The 14,868-nt window shown below is 59.7% G+C and carries 16 protein-coding genes; 2 read left to right on the top strand and 14 right to left on the bottom strand.

From position 1 onward, the window contains the following. Nucleotides 1-16 precede the first annotated feature (16 nt). The 13 genes from ICY20_RS06260 to gbcA form a co-directional block, all read right to left on the bottom strand. On the bottom strand, nt 17-502 hold the full coding sequence (locus tag ICY20_RS06260) for a hypothetical protein (RefSeq protein ID WP_159962979.1): 486 nt from the start codon (nt 500-502) through the stop codon (nt 17-19). After that, nucleotides 499-1,035 carry a hypothetical protein gene (locus ICY20_RS06255; protein WP_194937155.1) on the bottom strand — a complete coding sequence of 179 codons (537 nt, stop codon included), beginning with the start codon at nt 1,033-1,035 and terminating at the stop codon, nt 499-501. Before ICY20_RS06255 ends, ICY20_RS06260 begins: the two co-directional genes overlap by 4 nt. 6 nt (nt 1,036-1,041) lie before the next feature. Further along, the gene (locus ICY20_RS06250) at nt 1,042-1,584 is read right to left on the bottom strand and encodes a hypothetical protein (protein WP_194937154.1); all 543 of its coding nucleotides are present in this window, start codon (nt 1,582-1,584) and stop codon (nt 1,042-1,044) included. Further along, the gene (locus tag ICY20_RS06245; protein ID WP_200846630.1) at nt 1,581-2,306 is read right to left on the bottom strand and encodes a hypothetical protein; all 726 of its coding nucleotides are present in this window, start codon (nt 2,304-2,306) and stop codon (nt 1,581-1,583) included. The genes ICY20_RS06250 and ICY20_RS06245 overlap by 4 nt, the downstream gene beginning before the upstream one ends. Beyond that, on the bottom strand, nt 2,287-3,924 hold the full coding sequence (locus ICY20_RS06240) for a GspE/PulE family protein (RefSeq protein WP_194937153.1): 1,638 nt from the start codon (nt 3,922-3,924) through the stop codon (nt 2,287-2,289). The genes ICY20_RS06245 and ICY20_RS06240 overlap by 20 nt, the downstream gene beginning before the upstream one ends. A 4-nt stretch (nt 3,925-3,928) precedes the next feature. Beyond that, nucleotides 3,929-5,113: a type II secretion system F family protein gene (locus ICY20_RS06235; RefSeq protein ID WP_194937152.1), complete on the bottom strand. Its 1,185-nt coding sequence runs from the start codon at nt 5,111-5,113 to the stop codon at nt 3,929-3,931. Further along, entirely contained in the window at nt 5,110-5,574 is a 465-nt protein-coding gene (locus ICY20_RS06230; protein WP_194937151.1) for a transglycosylase SLT domain-containing protein, read from the bottom strand. Before ICY20_RS06230 ends, ICY20_RS06235 begins: the two co-directional genes overlap by 4 nt. A 1-nt stretch (nt 5,575) precedes the next feature. Continuing rightward, nucleotides 5,576-6,007 (bottom strand): type II secretion system major pseudopilin GspG, encoded by a 432-nt coding sequence (gspG, locus tag ICY20_RS06225; protein WP_194937150.1) that lies wholly within the window; start codon nt 6,005-6,007, stop codon nt 5,576-5,578. Nucleotides 6,008-6,213: 206 nt separating this feature from the next. After that, on the bottom strand, nt 6,214-7,719 hold the full coding sequence (locus ICY20_RS06220; RefSeq protein WP_159962986.1) for a lytic polysaccharide monooxygenase: 1,506 nt from the start codon (nt 7,717-7,719) through the stop codon (nt 6,214-6,216). Nucleotides 7,720-7,792: 73 nt separating this feature from the next. Continuing rightward, nucleotides 7,793-8,299, bottom strand: coding sequence for a type II secretion system protein (locus ICY20_RS06215; RefSeq protein ID WP_194937149.1), 507 nt, complete (start codon nt 8,297-8,299; stop codon nt 7,793-7,795). Then, a complete protein-coding gene (locus ICY20_RS06210; protein ID WP_159962987.1) occupies nt 8,286-8,666 on the bottom strand; it encodes a type II secretion system protein in 381 nt (126 codons plus the stop codon). The genes ICY20_RS06215 and ICY20_RS06210 overlap by 14 nt, the downstream gene beginning before the upstream one ends. Then, nucleotides 8,641-9,135 carry a prepilin-type N-terminal cleavage/methylation domain-containing protein gene (locus tag ICY20_RS06205; protein ID WP_159962988.1) on the bottom strand — a complete coding sequence of 165 codons (495 nt, stop codon included), beginning with the start codon at nt 9,133-9,135 and terminating at the stop codon, nt 8,641-8,643. Before ICY20_RS06205 ends, ICY20_RS06210 begins: the two co-directional genes overlap by 26 nt. Before the next feature lie 868 nt (nt 9,136-10,003). Beyond that, nucleotides 10,004-11,299 carry a glycine-betaine demethylase subunit GbcA gene (gbcA, locus tag ICY20_RS06200; RefSeq protein WP_159962989.1) on the bottom strand — a complete coding sequence of 432 codons (1,296 nt, stop codon included), beginning with the start codon at nt 11,297-11,299 and terminating at the stop codon, nt 10,004-10,006. 282 nt (nt 11,300-11,581) lie between these two features. Between gbcA and gbcB the strand changes: the two genes are divergently transcribed. Continuing rightward, on the top strand, nt 11,582-12,682 hold the full coding sequence (gene gbcB, locus ICY20_RS06195) for a glycine-betaine demethylase subunit GbcB (RefSeq protein ID WP_159962990.1): 1,101 nt from the start codon (nt 11,582-11,584) through the stop codon (nt 12,680-12,682). Nucleotides 12,683-12,824: 142 nt separating this feature from the next. Here gbcB and ICY20_RS06190 read toward each other — a convergent pair whose 3' ends face one another. Continuing rightward, nucleotides 12,825-13,865, bottom strand: a complete 1,041-nt coding sequence (locus ICY20_RS06190; RefSeq protein WP_032883981.1) for a threonine aldolase family protein — start codon at nt 13,863-13,865, stop codon at nt 12,825-12,827. A 90-nt stretch (nt 13,866-13,955) separates the two neighbouring features. Here ICY20_RS06190 and ICY20_RS06185 point away from each other — a divergent pair, with 90 nt between their 5' ends. Further along, entirely contained in the window at nt 13,956-14,678 is a 723-nt protein-coding gene (locus ICY20_RS06185; RefSeq protein WP_159962991.1) for a TraX family protein, read from the top strand. Nucleotides 14,679-14,868: the final 190 nt, after the last annotated feature.

The following is a 14,868-nucleotide window of genomic DNA, read 5'->3' as shown; positions in this document are numbered from 1 at the left end:
TCCTAGCCTTTGCGAGTCAGTGAGTGTCCAGGCGCAAGGTGCTGGCATGCTTCAACGGCATGTAGGTCAGCACCACGGCGGTGTCGGTCAGTTTGTCCAGCCGGTAGTGGGCGTCGAGCATCTTGCCGGGCACGATGCGACCCGGCACCGAGCAACGGTTGCATAGGGTGTACTGGGTGCCGTTGCCGCGCAGCACGACGATCTTCGCTTGGTTCTCGTAGCGCCATTGCGCGCTGACAGTGAAGGGCAACGGCGGTGGCTTGGGCGGGGAGTTATCCACCGCTGTCGGCAGGGGGGGCGGTGCCCAGGTTTGCGAGGGGAACAGGTCGATCACTGCGGCCGCTGTGGGCTCAGGCGTTGGTAGCGGCGCGGGTTCGACGGGCTTGGCAACCCCAGCGACAGGTGCGGTAACGGGGCTGTCGGGCGTGTCTTGCCATAACAGCCAGGCGCAAGCGACCAGGGTCAACAACAGCAGTGCGCGCAGATACAGGGGAAGTTTCATTCCACCACCCCCAGCACACTCAGCTTGAGGTTGATTGTCAGCATGCCACTGGTGATCTCTTTGCGTTCCAGGGTCAGGCTTTCGATGCGCACGGCCGGTTCCAGTGCTACATCTGTCAGGGCGTCGCGCAGCAGTACGTAAGGGCCAGTGAGGGGGATTTCTACATCCAGTCTCTGTACGCCGGTATCGCCCGGTGCGGAGTAAGCCAGGGTCGTCTGCTCGATGACGAAGCCGCGTTGGGTCAAAACGGCCAGCAGCTTTTCCAGGCGCGGGGGGAAGTCCTGCGCGGTGGGCAGCTTTTCCACCATTGCCGGCTCGGTCACTTGCACGTCCTGCGGTTGTTCGGCGATGCCGGCTTGCAGCTCAAGGCGGCGTTGAGTGTCGGCGACGTTGGCGGGGTGGATCACCGCCACGTCGACCAGCAACGCTGCCGCCATCACACCCAACGCCAGCAGGCCCCAAAAGCCCAGGCCTTGGTGCCATTGCATCAGTTGCCAGCGCAGGCGGGGCCAGTGGCGAGTGAGCGTACGCATTTCAGGCTACCCCGCGCCAACGGTGAGTTTGACTTGCACAGGGTGCTGCGGGTCGTTGGCCTTGCGGGCGCTTTGTTGCAGGTTCACGTGCACCCCGGGTTGGGCGTTGAGCCGCTCGACAAAGCGAAACGCGTCGCCCAATTTTTTCGCTTCCAGCTCCAGTTGCAACTGACCGGCCAGGGTGTTGACCTCGACGCGCGTCAGGGCGACTTCGCCGGACCACGACCGGGCCACGGCGTCTATCAATGAAAAGGGTGTGGCCGTTTGCTGGGCGAAGGCCGCCATCTGTTGTTTTTGATGGGGCGAGAGTCGGATGGCCGCTTGGATCAACTGCTCCTGACGGCGCGTCAGTTGGATAAATTGCTGTTCCAGAACATCGGTCTGCTGCTGCGCGTGCTCCATGTGTTGCCAGTGCTGCCAGGTGATAAAGGTCACGCCCACGGCCACCGCCCACAGCACCGCCACCAGTGGGCGATGAGCGTTGCCGGGCTGCTGAAAATTCACGCCGGGCGGGCGCGAAGCGTGCAAGCGTGGCCATGCGAACTTCATACCGGCGCCTCCTCCAGCCACGGGTGCAATGGCCCCAGCCAATGCTCGGTCGGTCGATTGGCAACGATCAGCGTGGTGGGCGCATGGTGTTGTGCCAACAGGTCGGCGGTGAACAGGTTGTCGCTCAAGTCACTGCCGGGCAGGGTGGGCAACACGCACACCTGATGGGGCGCCCCGTGTTGCCGGTAGAGGCAACTGAGGCCTTGCGCTTCAGGCACCGCCAGCACGCAGTCATCGGGCAATTGGCGCCAGTACTGCTGCGCCACCGCCGTCAGCAGCGGCGTGCAGGTCACCAGCGGCAGACGGTGCAGCTTGAACAGCTCTCGCAGGTCTTGCAGCAGTTCGCGCGACACCGCCACCGCCAGGCGTTCGCTGCCGAATGTACTGTTGGCGATCTGCAGGTGCCACTGCTCAGGGTCGATACCGGCCTGTTGCCTGAACGTGGCTTGGGCGAAGCCTTGCCAGTCAGCCGGGCTGTTCAGGCCCGCCTGCCACGGCAACATCAGGTAGTGCACATGGGGAAACCCCAGCAACACCGTGGCCCGGTCAAGAAAGCGCACGCGGCCGCGAGGTGCCTGCTCCAGCAGCTCGGCGCAGGCCCCCAGTGGCTCGTCGGCCTGTTGCCCATGCCAGATCTGCGCGCCACGCCAACGCTGGCGCGCAGCCCAGGCGGCACCGGTGCTGTGCAGCCACACCACATGCTCAATAAAGGGAAATGACACGGTGGATCTCCTTGAGCGTGGTGTCGCCTTGGGCCGCGTGCGCCAAGGCGATATCGCGGATAAACACATGGCCGGCTTCACGCGCCAGTTCGCGCAAGGTGGACGCCGAACTGCGGCTCAGCAGGCCCTCCTTGATGCTGTCGGTGACCGTCAGCACTTCGGCCAGGGCCAACCGACCGCGATAGCCGGTATGGCGGCAGGCCTCGCAGCCTTGGCCGACGCGGTAGGTGCCTTGTTTGAGTTGAACGGCGGGCAGTTGGGCGAGCCGGGCTATGTCCGGGTCGGGTTTGGCGTCTATGCCACAGTCCGGGCAGATGCGCCGCACCAGGCGTTGCGCGACTACGCCATTGAGGGCTTCGACAAAGCTGGCGGGGTCCACGTCCATGTAGGTAAAGCGCTCCAGCACGCTGAACGCGCTGTTGGCATGCACCGAGGACAGCACCAAATGCCCGGTGAGTGCAGCTTGCACGGCAATACCAGCGGTTTCACCGTCGCGGATTTCCCCCACCAGGATCGTGTCCGGGTCATGGCGCAGGATCGAGCGCAGGCCACGGGCAAAGGTCAGGCCCTTCTTGTCATTCACCGGGATCTGCAGCACGCCGGGCAGTTCGTATTCCACCGGGTCTTCGATGGTGATGATCTTTTTTTCGCCGGTATTGGTCTCTGACAAGGCTGCGTACAAGGTGGTGGACTTGCCGCTGCCGGTGGGCCCGGTGACCAGCAACATGCCGTAGGGCTCGCTGGCCAAAACGCGAATGCGGGCGATGGTGTCGGCGGCCAGGCCGAGGTTTTCCAGGCTCAGGGATTCGCCCCGTTGCGATTTGTCGAGAATACGCAGCACCGCGTCCTCACCGTGGATGCTGGGCATGATCGACACCCGAAAATCCACTTCGCGGCCCTGGATTCTCATCTTGAAGCGCCCGTCCTGAGGCACCCGTCGTTCGCCGATATCCAGCTCTGACAAGACCTTGATGCGCGACAGGGCTTGCTCGGCCATCTCCAGGCCGTTGGCTTGGCCCATCTGCTGTAATACGCCGTCGATGCGGTACTTGATGACCAGCCCCGCAGGCGTGGTTTCCACATGAATATCACTGGCGCGGCTTTGCAGCGCATCGAACAGCATCGAGTTGACCAGGCGCACCACCGGGTTGTCGTCGCGGGCGATGCTGCTCAGGGAAATCTCTTGAGCGGCCGCGCTGACGTGGGTGCCGAGATCGTCGTCGCCAAACGGCTGCATCACACGTTGGCTGGCTTCGGCCAAGGCCAGTTGAGCCTTGACCGCGCCCGGCAGGCTCATGGCCAACGGCAAATGCCCTAACGTCTTGGAGGCTTGCAGCCACTGTCGGCTGCCCAAGGTGAAAGGGTCGCCGAGTACCAGGCAAGGCTGGCCCAGGTAGTCCATTGGCAGCACGTTGTGGGTCAACGCCTGGGGCAGAGGGAGCAGGTCAAAACGCCAACCTTCGCTGAGGGTTGGCGGCGGGATGTCGAGCAGCCCCAGAGGCCGGGCGATGGTATGCAATTGGTCGGGAGCTGTTGTCAGTACCTCGGTCAGGTAGGCGGCCAGGGTGATGCCCCGTTGCGTTGCCAGCGCTTGCCATTTGCGCGTCTCGTCGCTCATTGCGTCACCCCTGAATGGAACCCGCCAGTTCGAAAATCGGCATGTACAACATGAACACGATCAGGCCGATCAGCCCGCCCACCACCAGCATCAGCAACGGCTCGAAGACTTTGCTGAACAGCTCGATGGCGCGTTCCAGCGCCTCATCATGAAATTGCGCAATGCGCTCGCACATCGCCGCCAGTTCGCCGCTTTGTTCACCTACGCGCAGCAGGCGCTCGGCAACGGCGGTGGTCAGTTGATGGCGGGCCAGTGAAGTGGAGAGCGGCTGGCCGGCCTGGATCTCGGTTATGGCGTGGCGCAGGTCGGCCTGACGCTCAACGGGCAGCAGCGCGCCAGACAATTGCACCGCCGTGACCACCGGCATGCCGCCCATCAGCAACATGCCGGCGGTGCGATAAAACCGCGCCAGGATAAACAACGTGCGCTGGGCGCCCAGGCTGGGAATTTTCCAGAACAGGTGGGCGGCGCGGCGCTTGAAGGCGGCGCTGCGAAACAGCAGTACCAGGGCGACAACCGCCAGCACCAGGCCAATCAGCAGCTCTGTGCCCCGCGTGTCGACCAGTGCTCCCCACCACACCATAAAGCGCGCAGTGGCGGGCAGGTCGGCCACCGCGTCGAACACCGAGGCAAAGCGCGGGATCACGAAAAACAGCAAAAACAGCAAGATCAACGCGCCCACGCTGAGCACCACCAAGGGGTACATCAGGGCGCCGCTGACGCGTTTTTTCACCGTCTCCAGGTGCGCTTCGAAATGGTGATAGCGGCGCAGCGCCACGGCCAGTTGGCCGCTGTGCTCGGAAGAAGCCACGGTAGCGATCAATAACTCGGGAAACGTCTGTGGCTTGAGCTGCATTGCCTTGGACAGTGAGTTGCCTTCGTACATAGAGGCCAGCAAGTCGCTCATGACGTGTCGGTTGACCCCCGGTGGGGCCTTGTCCCGCAGGGTTTCCACCGCTTCAACCAGTACCAGCCCGGCGTCGAGCAGCACCACCAGTTCCTGGATAAACAACCCGAGTGCGAATTTGGCGCGACGACTGGGCAACGTGAGCTGGCGCTGCGCCTTGAGCGAGATGACCTGGGCACCATCGGCTTGCAGTTGCTGGCGGGCCTGGGCGACGTCGTGGGCTTGCACACGCAGGGTTTGCAAATGGCCGTCGCGGATGATGCGCGCGTCGATGTCGATCATGGCGCCTGCCTCGCTAACTGCTGGCGTTGTTGCACAAGCGTGCCGTAGTAGCGCCACACCGCCATGGCGTAGCGTGTACGGCGCGCTTCGCGACCCGGTTTGGCGCCTGCGTTATAGGCACCGACAGCCTGCCAGCCGTAACCTTTTTCTTGAATGAACCCGGCCAGAATCCACGCGCCGACCATTACGCTGGTGCACGGTTGGTTGATCAGGTGCTGTTCGGTGATGCCGAACTGGGCGAGGGCGGGTAAGTGGCGGCTGTTGATCTGCATCAGGCCGATGTCCTGGCTACCGTCCCCGTTAATGTTGCGTGCGCGAGGGTTGAGGCCGGACTCGACCTGGGCGATGGCGTACAGCAACAACGGGTCGACGTGGTAACGACTGGCCGCCAGTTGCCAGCAGTTGGCCTGGGCGATGCCCGCCAGGCACAGCAGGGTCAGGGCAATCCACGGGGTGCGCATGTCACAGGCCGTAGACGATGTCGGCGTACGTGTTCTCACCTCCGGCCTTGCCATCGCGGCCCAGGGAGATAATCTCTGCGTCGTTGGGCGGGGCGCCGGGGTTCTTGAACAGATAAGGGTTGCCCCACGGGTCTGGCGGCAGGGTCTTCAGGTACGGGCCTTGCCAGTTGTTTGTGTTGGCGGGCCGGGTGGTGAGCGCGTTCAGGCCCAGGGTTTCATCGGGATAGTTGCCGTTGTCCAAGCGGTACTGGTTCAAGGCATCAGCCAGCGATTTCATCTGGCCTTGGGCGGTTTGGATTTTGGCGAGTTCGAGTCGGTCGAACATCTTCGGGCCGACGTAGCCGGCGAGCAGGGCGATGATCAGCAGGACGACCAGTAGCTCCAGTAAAGTGAAGCCACGATTTGAGCTGTGGATAAGTTCGGATGCGCGCATGGGGATACCCTGTTGGGAGTGCCAAGGTAAGGCGGTTGTAAATAACTCTCCCGGCCCGCTGTTGAGCGGGCACCGCCGGTAGAACTGCGTTACAACAAGTACATATTGAACTGTAGCGGTGCTCGATATAAGGCGCCTTGAGGCGCCCTATAACGTTTGGCGCTAACGCTTATTCAATACTGAATAGGCGATAGTACGACGGCGAATCACGGAATTTTGTTCCAGGCTTCTTGCCACGCCCTGCCTTCGCCTGGGCCATAAACTTCTCTAGCGCCTGCGCACCAGCTGGTGTACGGCCAGGGTTTGCACTCATAGTTTTCACCGATGTTGGTCACTTTATCGCCGGCTTTATAGGCGGTGCCTTCTACATAAGCCGGGTATTCTTCGCCACCACCACTTGGCACGATGGTGTACTCGAGGAACGTATCGTGGCTCTTGCTATTTTGTTGGTCTTTCACAAGTAGGCGTGCCTCGAACTTGGTCGGTACAGTGACCTTGTAAGCTTTGCCGCTGACAGTGCTGCCATTAGTTGCACCCTCTTGCCCAAGAACGGCCCATTGGTAGAGCAATGGTCCGTTGCTGCCTGTCGATCCAGTGCCGTTGAATGTATAGGCTTGCCCGGACGTCAATGTGGTTGGCCCGGTAATCCGTGCAATCGGCGGCGCAGGGTTGACAGGCCCTGGGTCTTCTCCAGCAATGATCGACATCGCTTTAGAGGCGTTCTCGTCCGCGAGGTAGATCTGGTTGTTTGCAGGCTCTGCAGTGTTGTAGACGATGCTTGTGCCCTTCAATTCGCCTATCTGAACAATCGCTTTTGAGGATGACAACGCTTGCACCAACCCCGGGCCCCAGACGATTGGGTTGGCATCGGTAACGGGATACATAATATCTACGACTTCGTCATGCGACTTGCTTGACCCCAGTACCCGAAAGTGAATTTTGTCGCCCACTTTTGGATTAAACCCAGGCGGTTGGAAAAGCCCTTTGGCGTGCCATTCGGGTGTAGGGGTGGGGCCATCGTTGTGAAGCGTGATATCGCTGCAGTTGTAGAAGCCCTCACCAGCAGGATCTATTCGCTGGAATCGAGAGAACAGCACGGCATCGCCCGAGCGTCCGGCGGGGACGGCTACTTTGAATACGAAGTTACCTGGCAGACCGCCTATTAGAGAGGGGGGAGTCCAATCGGTCCGTGCGACGGTGACGGTTTCCTTGTGAACCAATTCAAGGTCACTCCATTTCAACGGCGTTGTCGCGGGGTTATAACCGGGTTTGCTCAAGTAAATTTCTACGATGCTGCTGACGTGAGGGGCAGTGCCTGCAATTCGCACTTCCACGAAGCCGTTTTTTGGCGTCATGGGGGTTTTGTACCAATTGGCAGAAGGTCGGTCGAGACCCGCTTTCTGCGGGTCGGCAGCGGAGCAAAGCTTGCCGTCAGGAATTAAGCGTTCGACGGTAGCCTGGTTGTTATAGTCTTCGATCAACTTGGCCACTTCGTTCCATTGTTGCCCAGGGTAGGTGCCACTGACTTCGTTGAGTAGTTTGCAACCGGGGTCTTTCGGGTTACTCCAGAAATCCGGCTGGACATAACAATGTAACTGCCGCGCCACCGGTATGTCGGTGGCTACATGGGCCAATGCCAGTGCCGGAATCAAGGCAATTCCCGCCAGTGCCCACTTAAGATAAAAACGTAGGGTTCGCAATAAATTATTCATGCTCTAGTCCACCTTCAATTCAGATAAACAAGTTCCGAACTGCTGGAACGATCAGTGTGTTAAGTGCAATACATCATTGGTTTGGCTGATCTCCCATGGGAGCGACGCGGGTTGCAGGATTACTCTGTACAGAGCCATACAGAAACACCCACCCTTGATAACTACCTTGCCCTGTAAAACGTTGATTGGCGGCTATGAAATTGCCTTGTTTAAACGGCGTGCCCTTGGCATTGCTGAACACACCCATGATGGTTTCACCGGGCCCTTCAACCACACCCCAGTCGGTGGTGCCGGTCATGGGGTCGGTGTAGACCTTGCGCAGGTAGCGCTTGATCGTAGGCTGGCGTCGGTCGAGCACCAGGTCTTCGAGGGACTTGGGAAACATATTGCCCTCCCGGTAATACAACCCAATCGCCCGGCGGATTTCATTGCCGCGTGCCAGCAATTCCAACTCGCGCTCGCGCTGCAACACGCTGGACCACAGCGTGCCCACTTCCATCAGCATCACGGCCACTACGGCCACCGTCACCAACATGCCCATGAACACCGAGCCATGCTGGCGCTGCTTACCAGTCGGCATAGGCACTCCCGTCTTTGGCGGTGCCGGGCGCGCCGCTGCGTACGTCGCCCAGGCCTTGCTCGTCGGAGGGTTGCAGTTGCCAGGTGTCGCGCTTGCCGGTCACGGGGTCTACGGGGATTTCGCGCAGGTAGCGGCGGTCTACCAGGGCTTGCAGTGATTCGGGATTCGCGCCGTGGTCTTCACGGTATTGGTCCAGCGCCTGGCGGATTGACGACAGGTTATGGCGCAGCACGGTTTCTTGGGCCTTGGCGTGCTGGCGGAAATACTGGGGCGTCACCAGGGTCATGAGGGTGGCGATGATGGCCATGACCACCAGCAACTCGATCAGGGTAAAACCCCGATTACCACTGGCTGTATGACGTTCCATTCAAACTCTCCCGGGTGCTGCGGGATGAAACGTCGAATACATCTTCTCCCTCTTGTGGGTTGTCGGCGGTGCTCTTGTAGCTGCGCAGTTGCCAGGTTTGTTCGGGCGCACGTTCGGGGCATTCACACACCGGGTCGCGGGGAATGCGTCGCAGGAAATAGAGTTTGTTGCCTTGCAGGTTGGTTTTATCGGTGACCCCTGCAACCAGCACTTGCAGGGTGGGTGGATAACCCGAGTCGGTGACGCTCTTTTCAATGCGCCCGTCGTCGCTGGCTTCTTTATACAAATCGATGGCGCGGCGAACCTCCCGCAATGAACGTTGCAAGTCCAATTCCCGATCGCGTTTACCCATCAATGCCGTCAGCGGATAAGCCACTGTCGCGAGCGTGGCCAACAGGGCCAGCGTCAGTAGTAATTCAATCAGCGTAAAACCTGTGGCGTAGTGATGGCTGGTTTGACCCTGCCGCATCACCGTCGTCTCTCCTGTAATCCCGCCAAGGACTTCCGCATTAACCCAGGCATGTGAAATGAACTGCAAGGGAGAGTGTAGATGCAGGATGTTTTTTGTACAGTTGATGGTTTACCCACAATTGCTGTGAGCGCAGCTGTGGATAAGGTGTTCGTGGTTGCCCACAGGCCATATGAATAAAGGGTTACAGGCCCTTGTACGAAAAATGACCAGGCTAAGTGACGGTTTTTACGAGCATTTTTGTGTGGATAAGCGCGTGATCCACTTTTAACTTGCCCCCAAAGTCTGTTGGCGCTTCTGTGGATAAGATGTTTGCTATCGGCTACAGGCCATATGTTTAAAGGCTTTCATGGTTCTGGTTAAAAATTGATCAAAGTGCTGCTGGATGAGAATGAAAACGCTCAGGCCCCCGGTTTATGAAGGTTTGGCGGGGTTTTCCACAACGCTGGCAAAGTTACACCCAAAGTCTGTTGGCGCTTCTGTGGATAAGGTGTTTGCGTACCGCTACAGGCCACGGAATACAGGGTTCTTGGAGGTTTGGTTAATAATTGATCAGGTGTGGGTTAAAACCGTGAAGTTGAATAAGTCACGGATTTTCTTGATTTAATTTCGATACAGCCATGCACTTGCCCACAATTGCTGTGGGTGGCTCTGTGGATAAGTTGTTGGGCAAAGGCTGTAAGGCAGAGGATTAGTGGCTTTCGTGGGAGTTGCTCAAATTTTGAACATTGTGCAGAGCCCAATGTGGGAGGGGGCTTGCCCCCGATGGCAGTGGACCAGTGAGAAATACTCAGACTGGCACACCGCTACCGGGGGCAAGCCCCCTCCCACATAAGCCTGTATTCACAGTTTGATCTGTGAGTGTCAGTTATTCGTGGGCGGCGACGCCTTTAAGGTACGGCGCCGGCGCCGCGCCCAGGTTGCTGAGCAGGCGTTCGCTGTACCAGTCCACGAAGTTCACCACGCCAAACTCATAGGTCTTTGAATACGGCCCTGGCTGGTAGGCGGTGGAGTTGATGCCGCGTTGGTTCTCTTCGGCCAGGCGACGGTCCTGGTCGTTGGTGGCGTCCCACACCTGGCGCATGCGCTCCACGTCGTAGTCCACGCCTTCAACAGCGTCCTTGTGCACGATCCACTTGGTCGTGACGATGGTTTCCTGGGCGCTGATCGGCCACACGGTGAACACGATGATGTGGTCGCCCATGCAGTGGTTCCACGAGTGGGGCAGGTGCAGGATGCGCATCGAGCCCAGGTCGGGGTTCTTGATGCGGCCCATCAATTTTTGGCAACCCTGTTTGCCGTCCAGGGTCATCGATACGGTGCCCTTGAGCAATGGCATGCGCACGATGCGGTTACGCAGGCCGAAGCTGGCGTGGGCGTAAGGGATCTTTTCGGCATCCCAGGCAGCGGCCGAAGCGGCCACGTGGTCCTTGAAGGCCTGGTCGGCGCGGGGGTCGGTGACGTCGTCCCATTCCAGCAAGGTTTTCAACAGCTCCGGGTGCGACGCGTTGCAGTGGTAGCACTCGCGGTTGTTTTCCAGCACCAGTTTCCAGTTGGCTTTTTCGACCAGGGTGGTGGTAATCGCCACCTTGGTGTTCTCCATGTCGTAGGGTTCCATGTAGTGGTTCAGCGTCGACAGGAAGTCATCGATGGCCGGCGGAGTTTCGGCCAGGCTGATGAAAATGTAGCCGCCGGCAGTCTTCACGTTCACAGGCTTCAAGCCGTATTGCTTCATGTCGAAGTCGGCGCCCATCTCGGTGCCGGCGAACAGCAGGCGGCCGTCCAGCTCGTAAGTCCACTGGTGGTAGTGGCACACGAGCTTGGCGACTTTGCCCTTGTCGCTGGTGCACAAGCGCGAGCCACGGTGGCGGCACACGTTGTGGAACGCATGCACCACGCCTTCGGCGCCACGGATCACGATGATCGGGTTCTTGCCGATTTGCAGGGTGATGTAGTTGCCCTTGGTGGGGATCTCGCAGGTCATGCCGGCGATCAACCACTCTTTCTGGAAGATCTCCTGCATGTCGATATCAAACAGCCGCTCATCAGAGTAAAACGGCTGCGGCAGCGAGAACGTGCGCTCACGCTCTTGCAGCATTTGCGCGGTGGCCTTGCGTGCGGGTTCCAGCGGATCGCCCAAGCTTAAGGTTGCGGTGACGTCCATCGTGTGTGTCCTCGTGGCCATTCTGTGTGGCCCAGATAAGTGGCTAATCAGGTTTGCAGCAAGGCGTAAAGAAAGCGTCGTTGTTGGCTGCGAGTGTGGGGCCGCCGATGCGTCGAACCTTATCCATGGGCGACATGGCCCAATCTGTTCCCGACGCGCAACCCTAGGTCGTTGGGGGCTGGTCGCGATAAGTATGTGAATGTCGCAGATAGGTAAATGGGCGATTGCGGCGTTACGCAGAATCGCCACCATAAAGCCGAACATCGGCAGTGGAGAATCAGCATGTCCAACAGCTTCCTGAACCCGGTAACCACCCAGACCTGGGCCAATGGTCGGCACATCGTCCGTTGCGTCAAAGTCATCCAGGAAACCTGGGATGTGCGCACCTTCTGCTTTATGGCCGACCAGCCGATTTTGTTCTTTTTCAAACCGGGGCAGTTCGTCACCCTGGAGCTGGAGATCGAAGGCCAGCCGATCATGCGTTCGTACACCATTTCCAGCTCGCCGTCGGTGCCTTACAGTTTTTCGGTGACGATCAAGCGCGTGCCGGGCGGCAAGGTGTCCAACTGGCTGCACGATACCCTTCATGAAGGGCAAGAGTTGGCAGTGCACGGGCCGGTGGGGCTGTTTAACGCCATCGACTTCCCAAGCCCGAAAGTGCTCTATCTCAGCGGCGGCGTCGGCATCACGCCGGTCATGTCCATGGCGCGCTGGTTCTATGACACCAACGCCAACGTCGACATGACGTTTATCCACAGCGCCCGCTCGCCCAAAGACATCATCTATCACCGCGAGCTGGAGCACATGGCGTCGCGGATCGACAACTTCAGCCTGCACCTGATCTGCGAGAAACACGGCTTGGGCGAGCCTTGGGCCGGTTATCGCGGCTACCTGAACCACAAGATGCTCGAACTGATGGTGCCCGACTTCCTGGAGCGCGAAGTGTTCTGCTGCGGCCCGACGCCGTACATGAACGCGGTGAAGCGCCTGCTGGAAGTGGCAGGGTTCGACATGACGCGTTATCACGAAGAGTCCTTCGGCGCCACGCCACCGGAAGCCCGTGCCGATGCGGTAGAGCAAGCCGAACAAGCAGCGGATGCGCCGGAAGTCGACCTGGCGGACCTGCACCAGGTGGAGTTCATTGCTTCCGGCAAAAGCATTCGTGTGGCGCCGGGCGAAACCGTGCACGCGGCGGCCGCCAAGCTGGGCTTGATGATCCCCAAAGCCTGCGGCATGGGGATCTGTGGCACCTGCAAGGTGATGAAGCTGGGCGGGGAGGTCGAGATGGAGCACAACGGCGGGATCACCGAGGAAGATGAAGCCGAGGGTTACATCCTGTCGTGCTGCAGTGTGCCGAAGGGTGATGTGCGCATAGAGTTCTGATTTTCCAGACATGCACAATTCAAATGTGGGAGGGGGCTTGCCCCCGATAGCGGTGGGTCAGTCACATAGATATCGACTGACACTTTGCAATCGGGGGCAAGCCCCCTCCCACATGTTTTCTGTGTACATCAGTGAGTAATTGTCAGGCGCCCATGACTTCGCGGATGTCCGCCGCCAGTTCGCGCACACGCTCTTCCTCGGTATCCCACGCACACATAAACCGCGCGCCGCCTTTACCGATAAAGGTGTAGAACCGCCAGCCCTTGGCCGTCAGCGCCGCAATCGCCGGTTCTGACAGTTGCAGGAACACGCCGTTGGCCTGCACCGGGAACATCAACTCAACGCCCGGAATATCCGCCACCAGGCTGCTCAGCAGCTGTGCGCAGTGGTTGGCATGGCGCGCGTGTTTGAGCCACGCATCGTTTTCCAGCAGGCCCACCCACGGGGCCGACAAAAAGCGCATTTTCGACGCCAACTGACCGGCCTGCTTGCAGCGGTAGTCGAAGTCTTCGGCCAGTTTGTGGTTGAAGAACAGGATCGCTTCACCCACCGCCATGCCGTTTTTGGTGCCGCCAAAGCACAGCACGTCCACACCGGCTTTCCAGGTCAGGTCGGCCGGCGAGCAGCCGAGGAACGCGCAGGCGTTGGAGAAGCGCGCGCCGTCCATGTGCAGGTTCAGGCCCAGCTCTTTGCAGGTGGCGCTGATGGCGCGGATTTCTTCCGGGGTGTACACGCTGCCGACTTCAGTGGCCTGGGTCAGGGTGACGACGCGGGGCTTGGGGTAATGGATGTCCTGGCGCTTGAGGGCGATCTCGCGGATCGACTCCGGGGTCAGCTTGCCATTTTCAGTGCGGGCGACGAGCAGCTTGGAGCCGTTGGAGAAAAACTCCGGCGCGCCGCATTCGTCGGTTTCGACGTGGGCGGTTTCCGAGCAAATCACGCTATGGTAGCTCTGGCACAACGAGGACAGCGCCAGGGAGTTGGCGGCGGTGCCGTTGAAGGCGAAGAACACTTCGCAGTCGGTTTCGAACAGATTGCGGAAACCGTCGGCGGCGCGGTGGGTCCATTCATCATCGCCGTAGGCCCGTTGATGGCCTTGGTTGGCTTGCTCCATGGCGGCCCAGGCTTCCGGGCAGATGCCGGAATAGTTGTCACTGGCGAATTGTTGGCTCTTGTCGGTCATGGCCCGTTCCTGTGGTCGATGTTGGTGCGCACTGTAACCAAGATTGTTGGCGCTGCGCACGTACTGTAAATGCAAAGTCGTTGAGGAATTATGCACGGGACTCACACCTTGCCTGTCGGACGCGTCCGAGATGGCGCCCTGGACCTGCTCAAGTGGCTGGCGCTGCTGTGCATGGTGCTTGATCACCTGCGCTATGTCGGTTTGAGTCTGGATGGCCTCTATGTGCCGGGGCGCCTGGCGTTCCCGTGGTTTTGCCTGGCGATTGCGGCCAATCTGCATCGGATGAAAAGCGCGCAGGTCAGTTGGCGCTACCTGGGCTGGCTGCTGCTGTTCAGTGTGATCAGCGAAGTGCCGTATCGCCTGTTTATCGAAGATGCCGATACGTTGAATGTGTTGCCGACATTGGCGCTGGGGCTGCTGGTTGCGCGGGGATGGCAGCAGAAGGCGCTTTTTGATCGGGGATTGGCGATGGTTGCCGTCACGATCGGCGCAGTGTTTTCCAATCAACTGATGTTCGGAGTTTTTGGTGTGTTGCTGCCGTTGGCGATGCTTTTGGTGTTTCGGCGGCCCTGGTATTTCAGCGTGCTGCCGGGGTTGGTGTGTGTGGCGGCCAACCAATGGCAAGTGCTGCTCAACAGTGGGTCGCTGGTGGCGCTGTCGGGATTGGCCGCATGCCTGATCGCGCCATTGGCGGGGCTGGTCTTATTGCGACATGCCAAAAATGCCTCGCCACCGGCCATGCGGCGCTGGGCTTATACCCTTTATCCGCTGCACTTCCTGCTGCTGCTACTCGTCCGCCAGACCATCGCCTAACCCTTGTGGGAGCTGGCTTGCCTGCGATGCTGGCACCTCGGTGTGTCAGTTTCACCCAGGGGATGCCATCGCAGGCAAGCCAGCTCCCACAGAAGTCCTTCCACATTTATCCGGTGTTGTTTCAGCAATGTCGTAAACGCACCTTTGCGTGGCGCCCGTAGGCATTTGATCTACAGGCGCCAGCCCTACC

Source organism: Pseudomonas pisciculturae (assembly GCF_015461805.1).
In the GTDB taxonomy this organism is placed as follows: domain Bacteria; phylum Pseudomonadota; class Gammaproteobacteria; order Pseudomonadales; family Pseudomonadaceae; genus Aquipseudomonas; species Aquipseudomonas pisciculturae.
The sequence above is the reverse complement of the archived record's forward strand: the minus strand, read 5'-3'. Positions and strand labels throughout refer to the sequence as shown.

What these genes read in the sequence shown, in the direction of transcription:
- ICY20_RS06185 (WP_159962991.1), top strand. Translation starts at nt 13,956, where the DNA reads ATGCACGGGACTCACACCTTGCCTGTCGGACGCGTCCGAGATGGCGCC.
- ICY20_RS06215 (WP_194937149.1), bottom strand. Translation starts at nt 8,299, where the DNA reads ATGCCGACTGGTAAGCAGCGCCAGCATGGCTCGGTGTTCATGGGCATG.
- gspG (WP_194937150.1), bottom strand. Translation starts at nt 6,007, where the DNA reads ATGCGCGCATCCGAACTTATCCACAGCTCAAATCGTGGCTTCACTTTA.
- gbcA (WP_159962989.1), bottom strand. Translation starts at nt 11,299, where the DNA reads ATGGACGTCACCGCAACCTTAAGCTTGGGCGATCCGCTGGAACCCGCA.
- ICY20_RS06210 (WP_159962987.1), bottom strand. Translation starts at nt 8,666, where the DNA reads ATGGAACGTCATACAGCCAGTGGTAATCGGGGTTTTACCCTGATCGAG.
- ICY20_RS06190 (WP_032883981.1), bottom strand. Translation starts at nt 13,865, where the DNA reads ATGACCGACAAGAGCCAACAATTCGCCAGTGACAACTATTCCGGCATC.
- ICY20_RS06260 (WP_159962979.1), bottom strand. Translation starts at nt 502, where the DNA reads ATGAAACTTCCCCTGTATCTGCGCGCACTGCTGTTGTTGACCCTGGTC.
- ICY20_RS06240 (WP_194937153.1), bottom strand. Translation starts at nt 3,924, where the DNA reads ATGAGCGACGAGACGCGCAAATGGCAAGCGCTGGCAACGCAACGGGGC.
- gbcB (WP_159962990.1), top strand. Translation starts at nt 11,582, where the DNA reads ATGTCCAACAGCTTCCTGAACCCGGTAACCACCCAGACCTGGGCCAAT.
- ICY20_RS06235 (WP_194937152.1), bottom strand. Translation starts at nt 5,113, where the DNA reads ATGATCGACATCGACGCGCGCATCATCCGCGACGGCCATTTGCAAACC.
- ICY20_RS06230 (WP_194937151.1), bottom strand. Translation starts at nt 5,574, where the DNA reads ATGCGCACCCCGTGGATTGCCCTGACCCTGCTGTGCCTGGCGGGCATC.
- ICY20_RS06255 (WP_194937155.1), bottom strand. Translation starts at nt 1,035, where the DNA reads ATGCGTACGCTCACTCGCCACTGGCCCCGCCTGCGCTGGCAACTGATG.
- ICY20_RS06250 (WP_194937154.1), bottom strand. Translation starts at nt 1,584, where the DNA reads ATGAAGTTCGCATGGCCACGCTTGCACGCTTCGCGCCCGCCCGGCGTG.
- ICY20_RS06205 (WP_159962988.1), bottom strand. Translation starts at nt 9,135, where the DNA reads ATGCGGCAGGGTCAAACCAGCCATCACTACGCCACAGGTTTTACGCTG.
- ICY20_RS06220 (WP_159962986.1), bottom strand. Translation starts at nt 7,719, where the DNA reads ATGAATAATTTATTGCGAACCCTACGTTTTTATCTTAAGTGGGCACTG.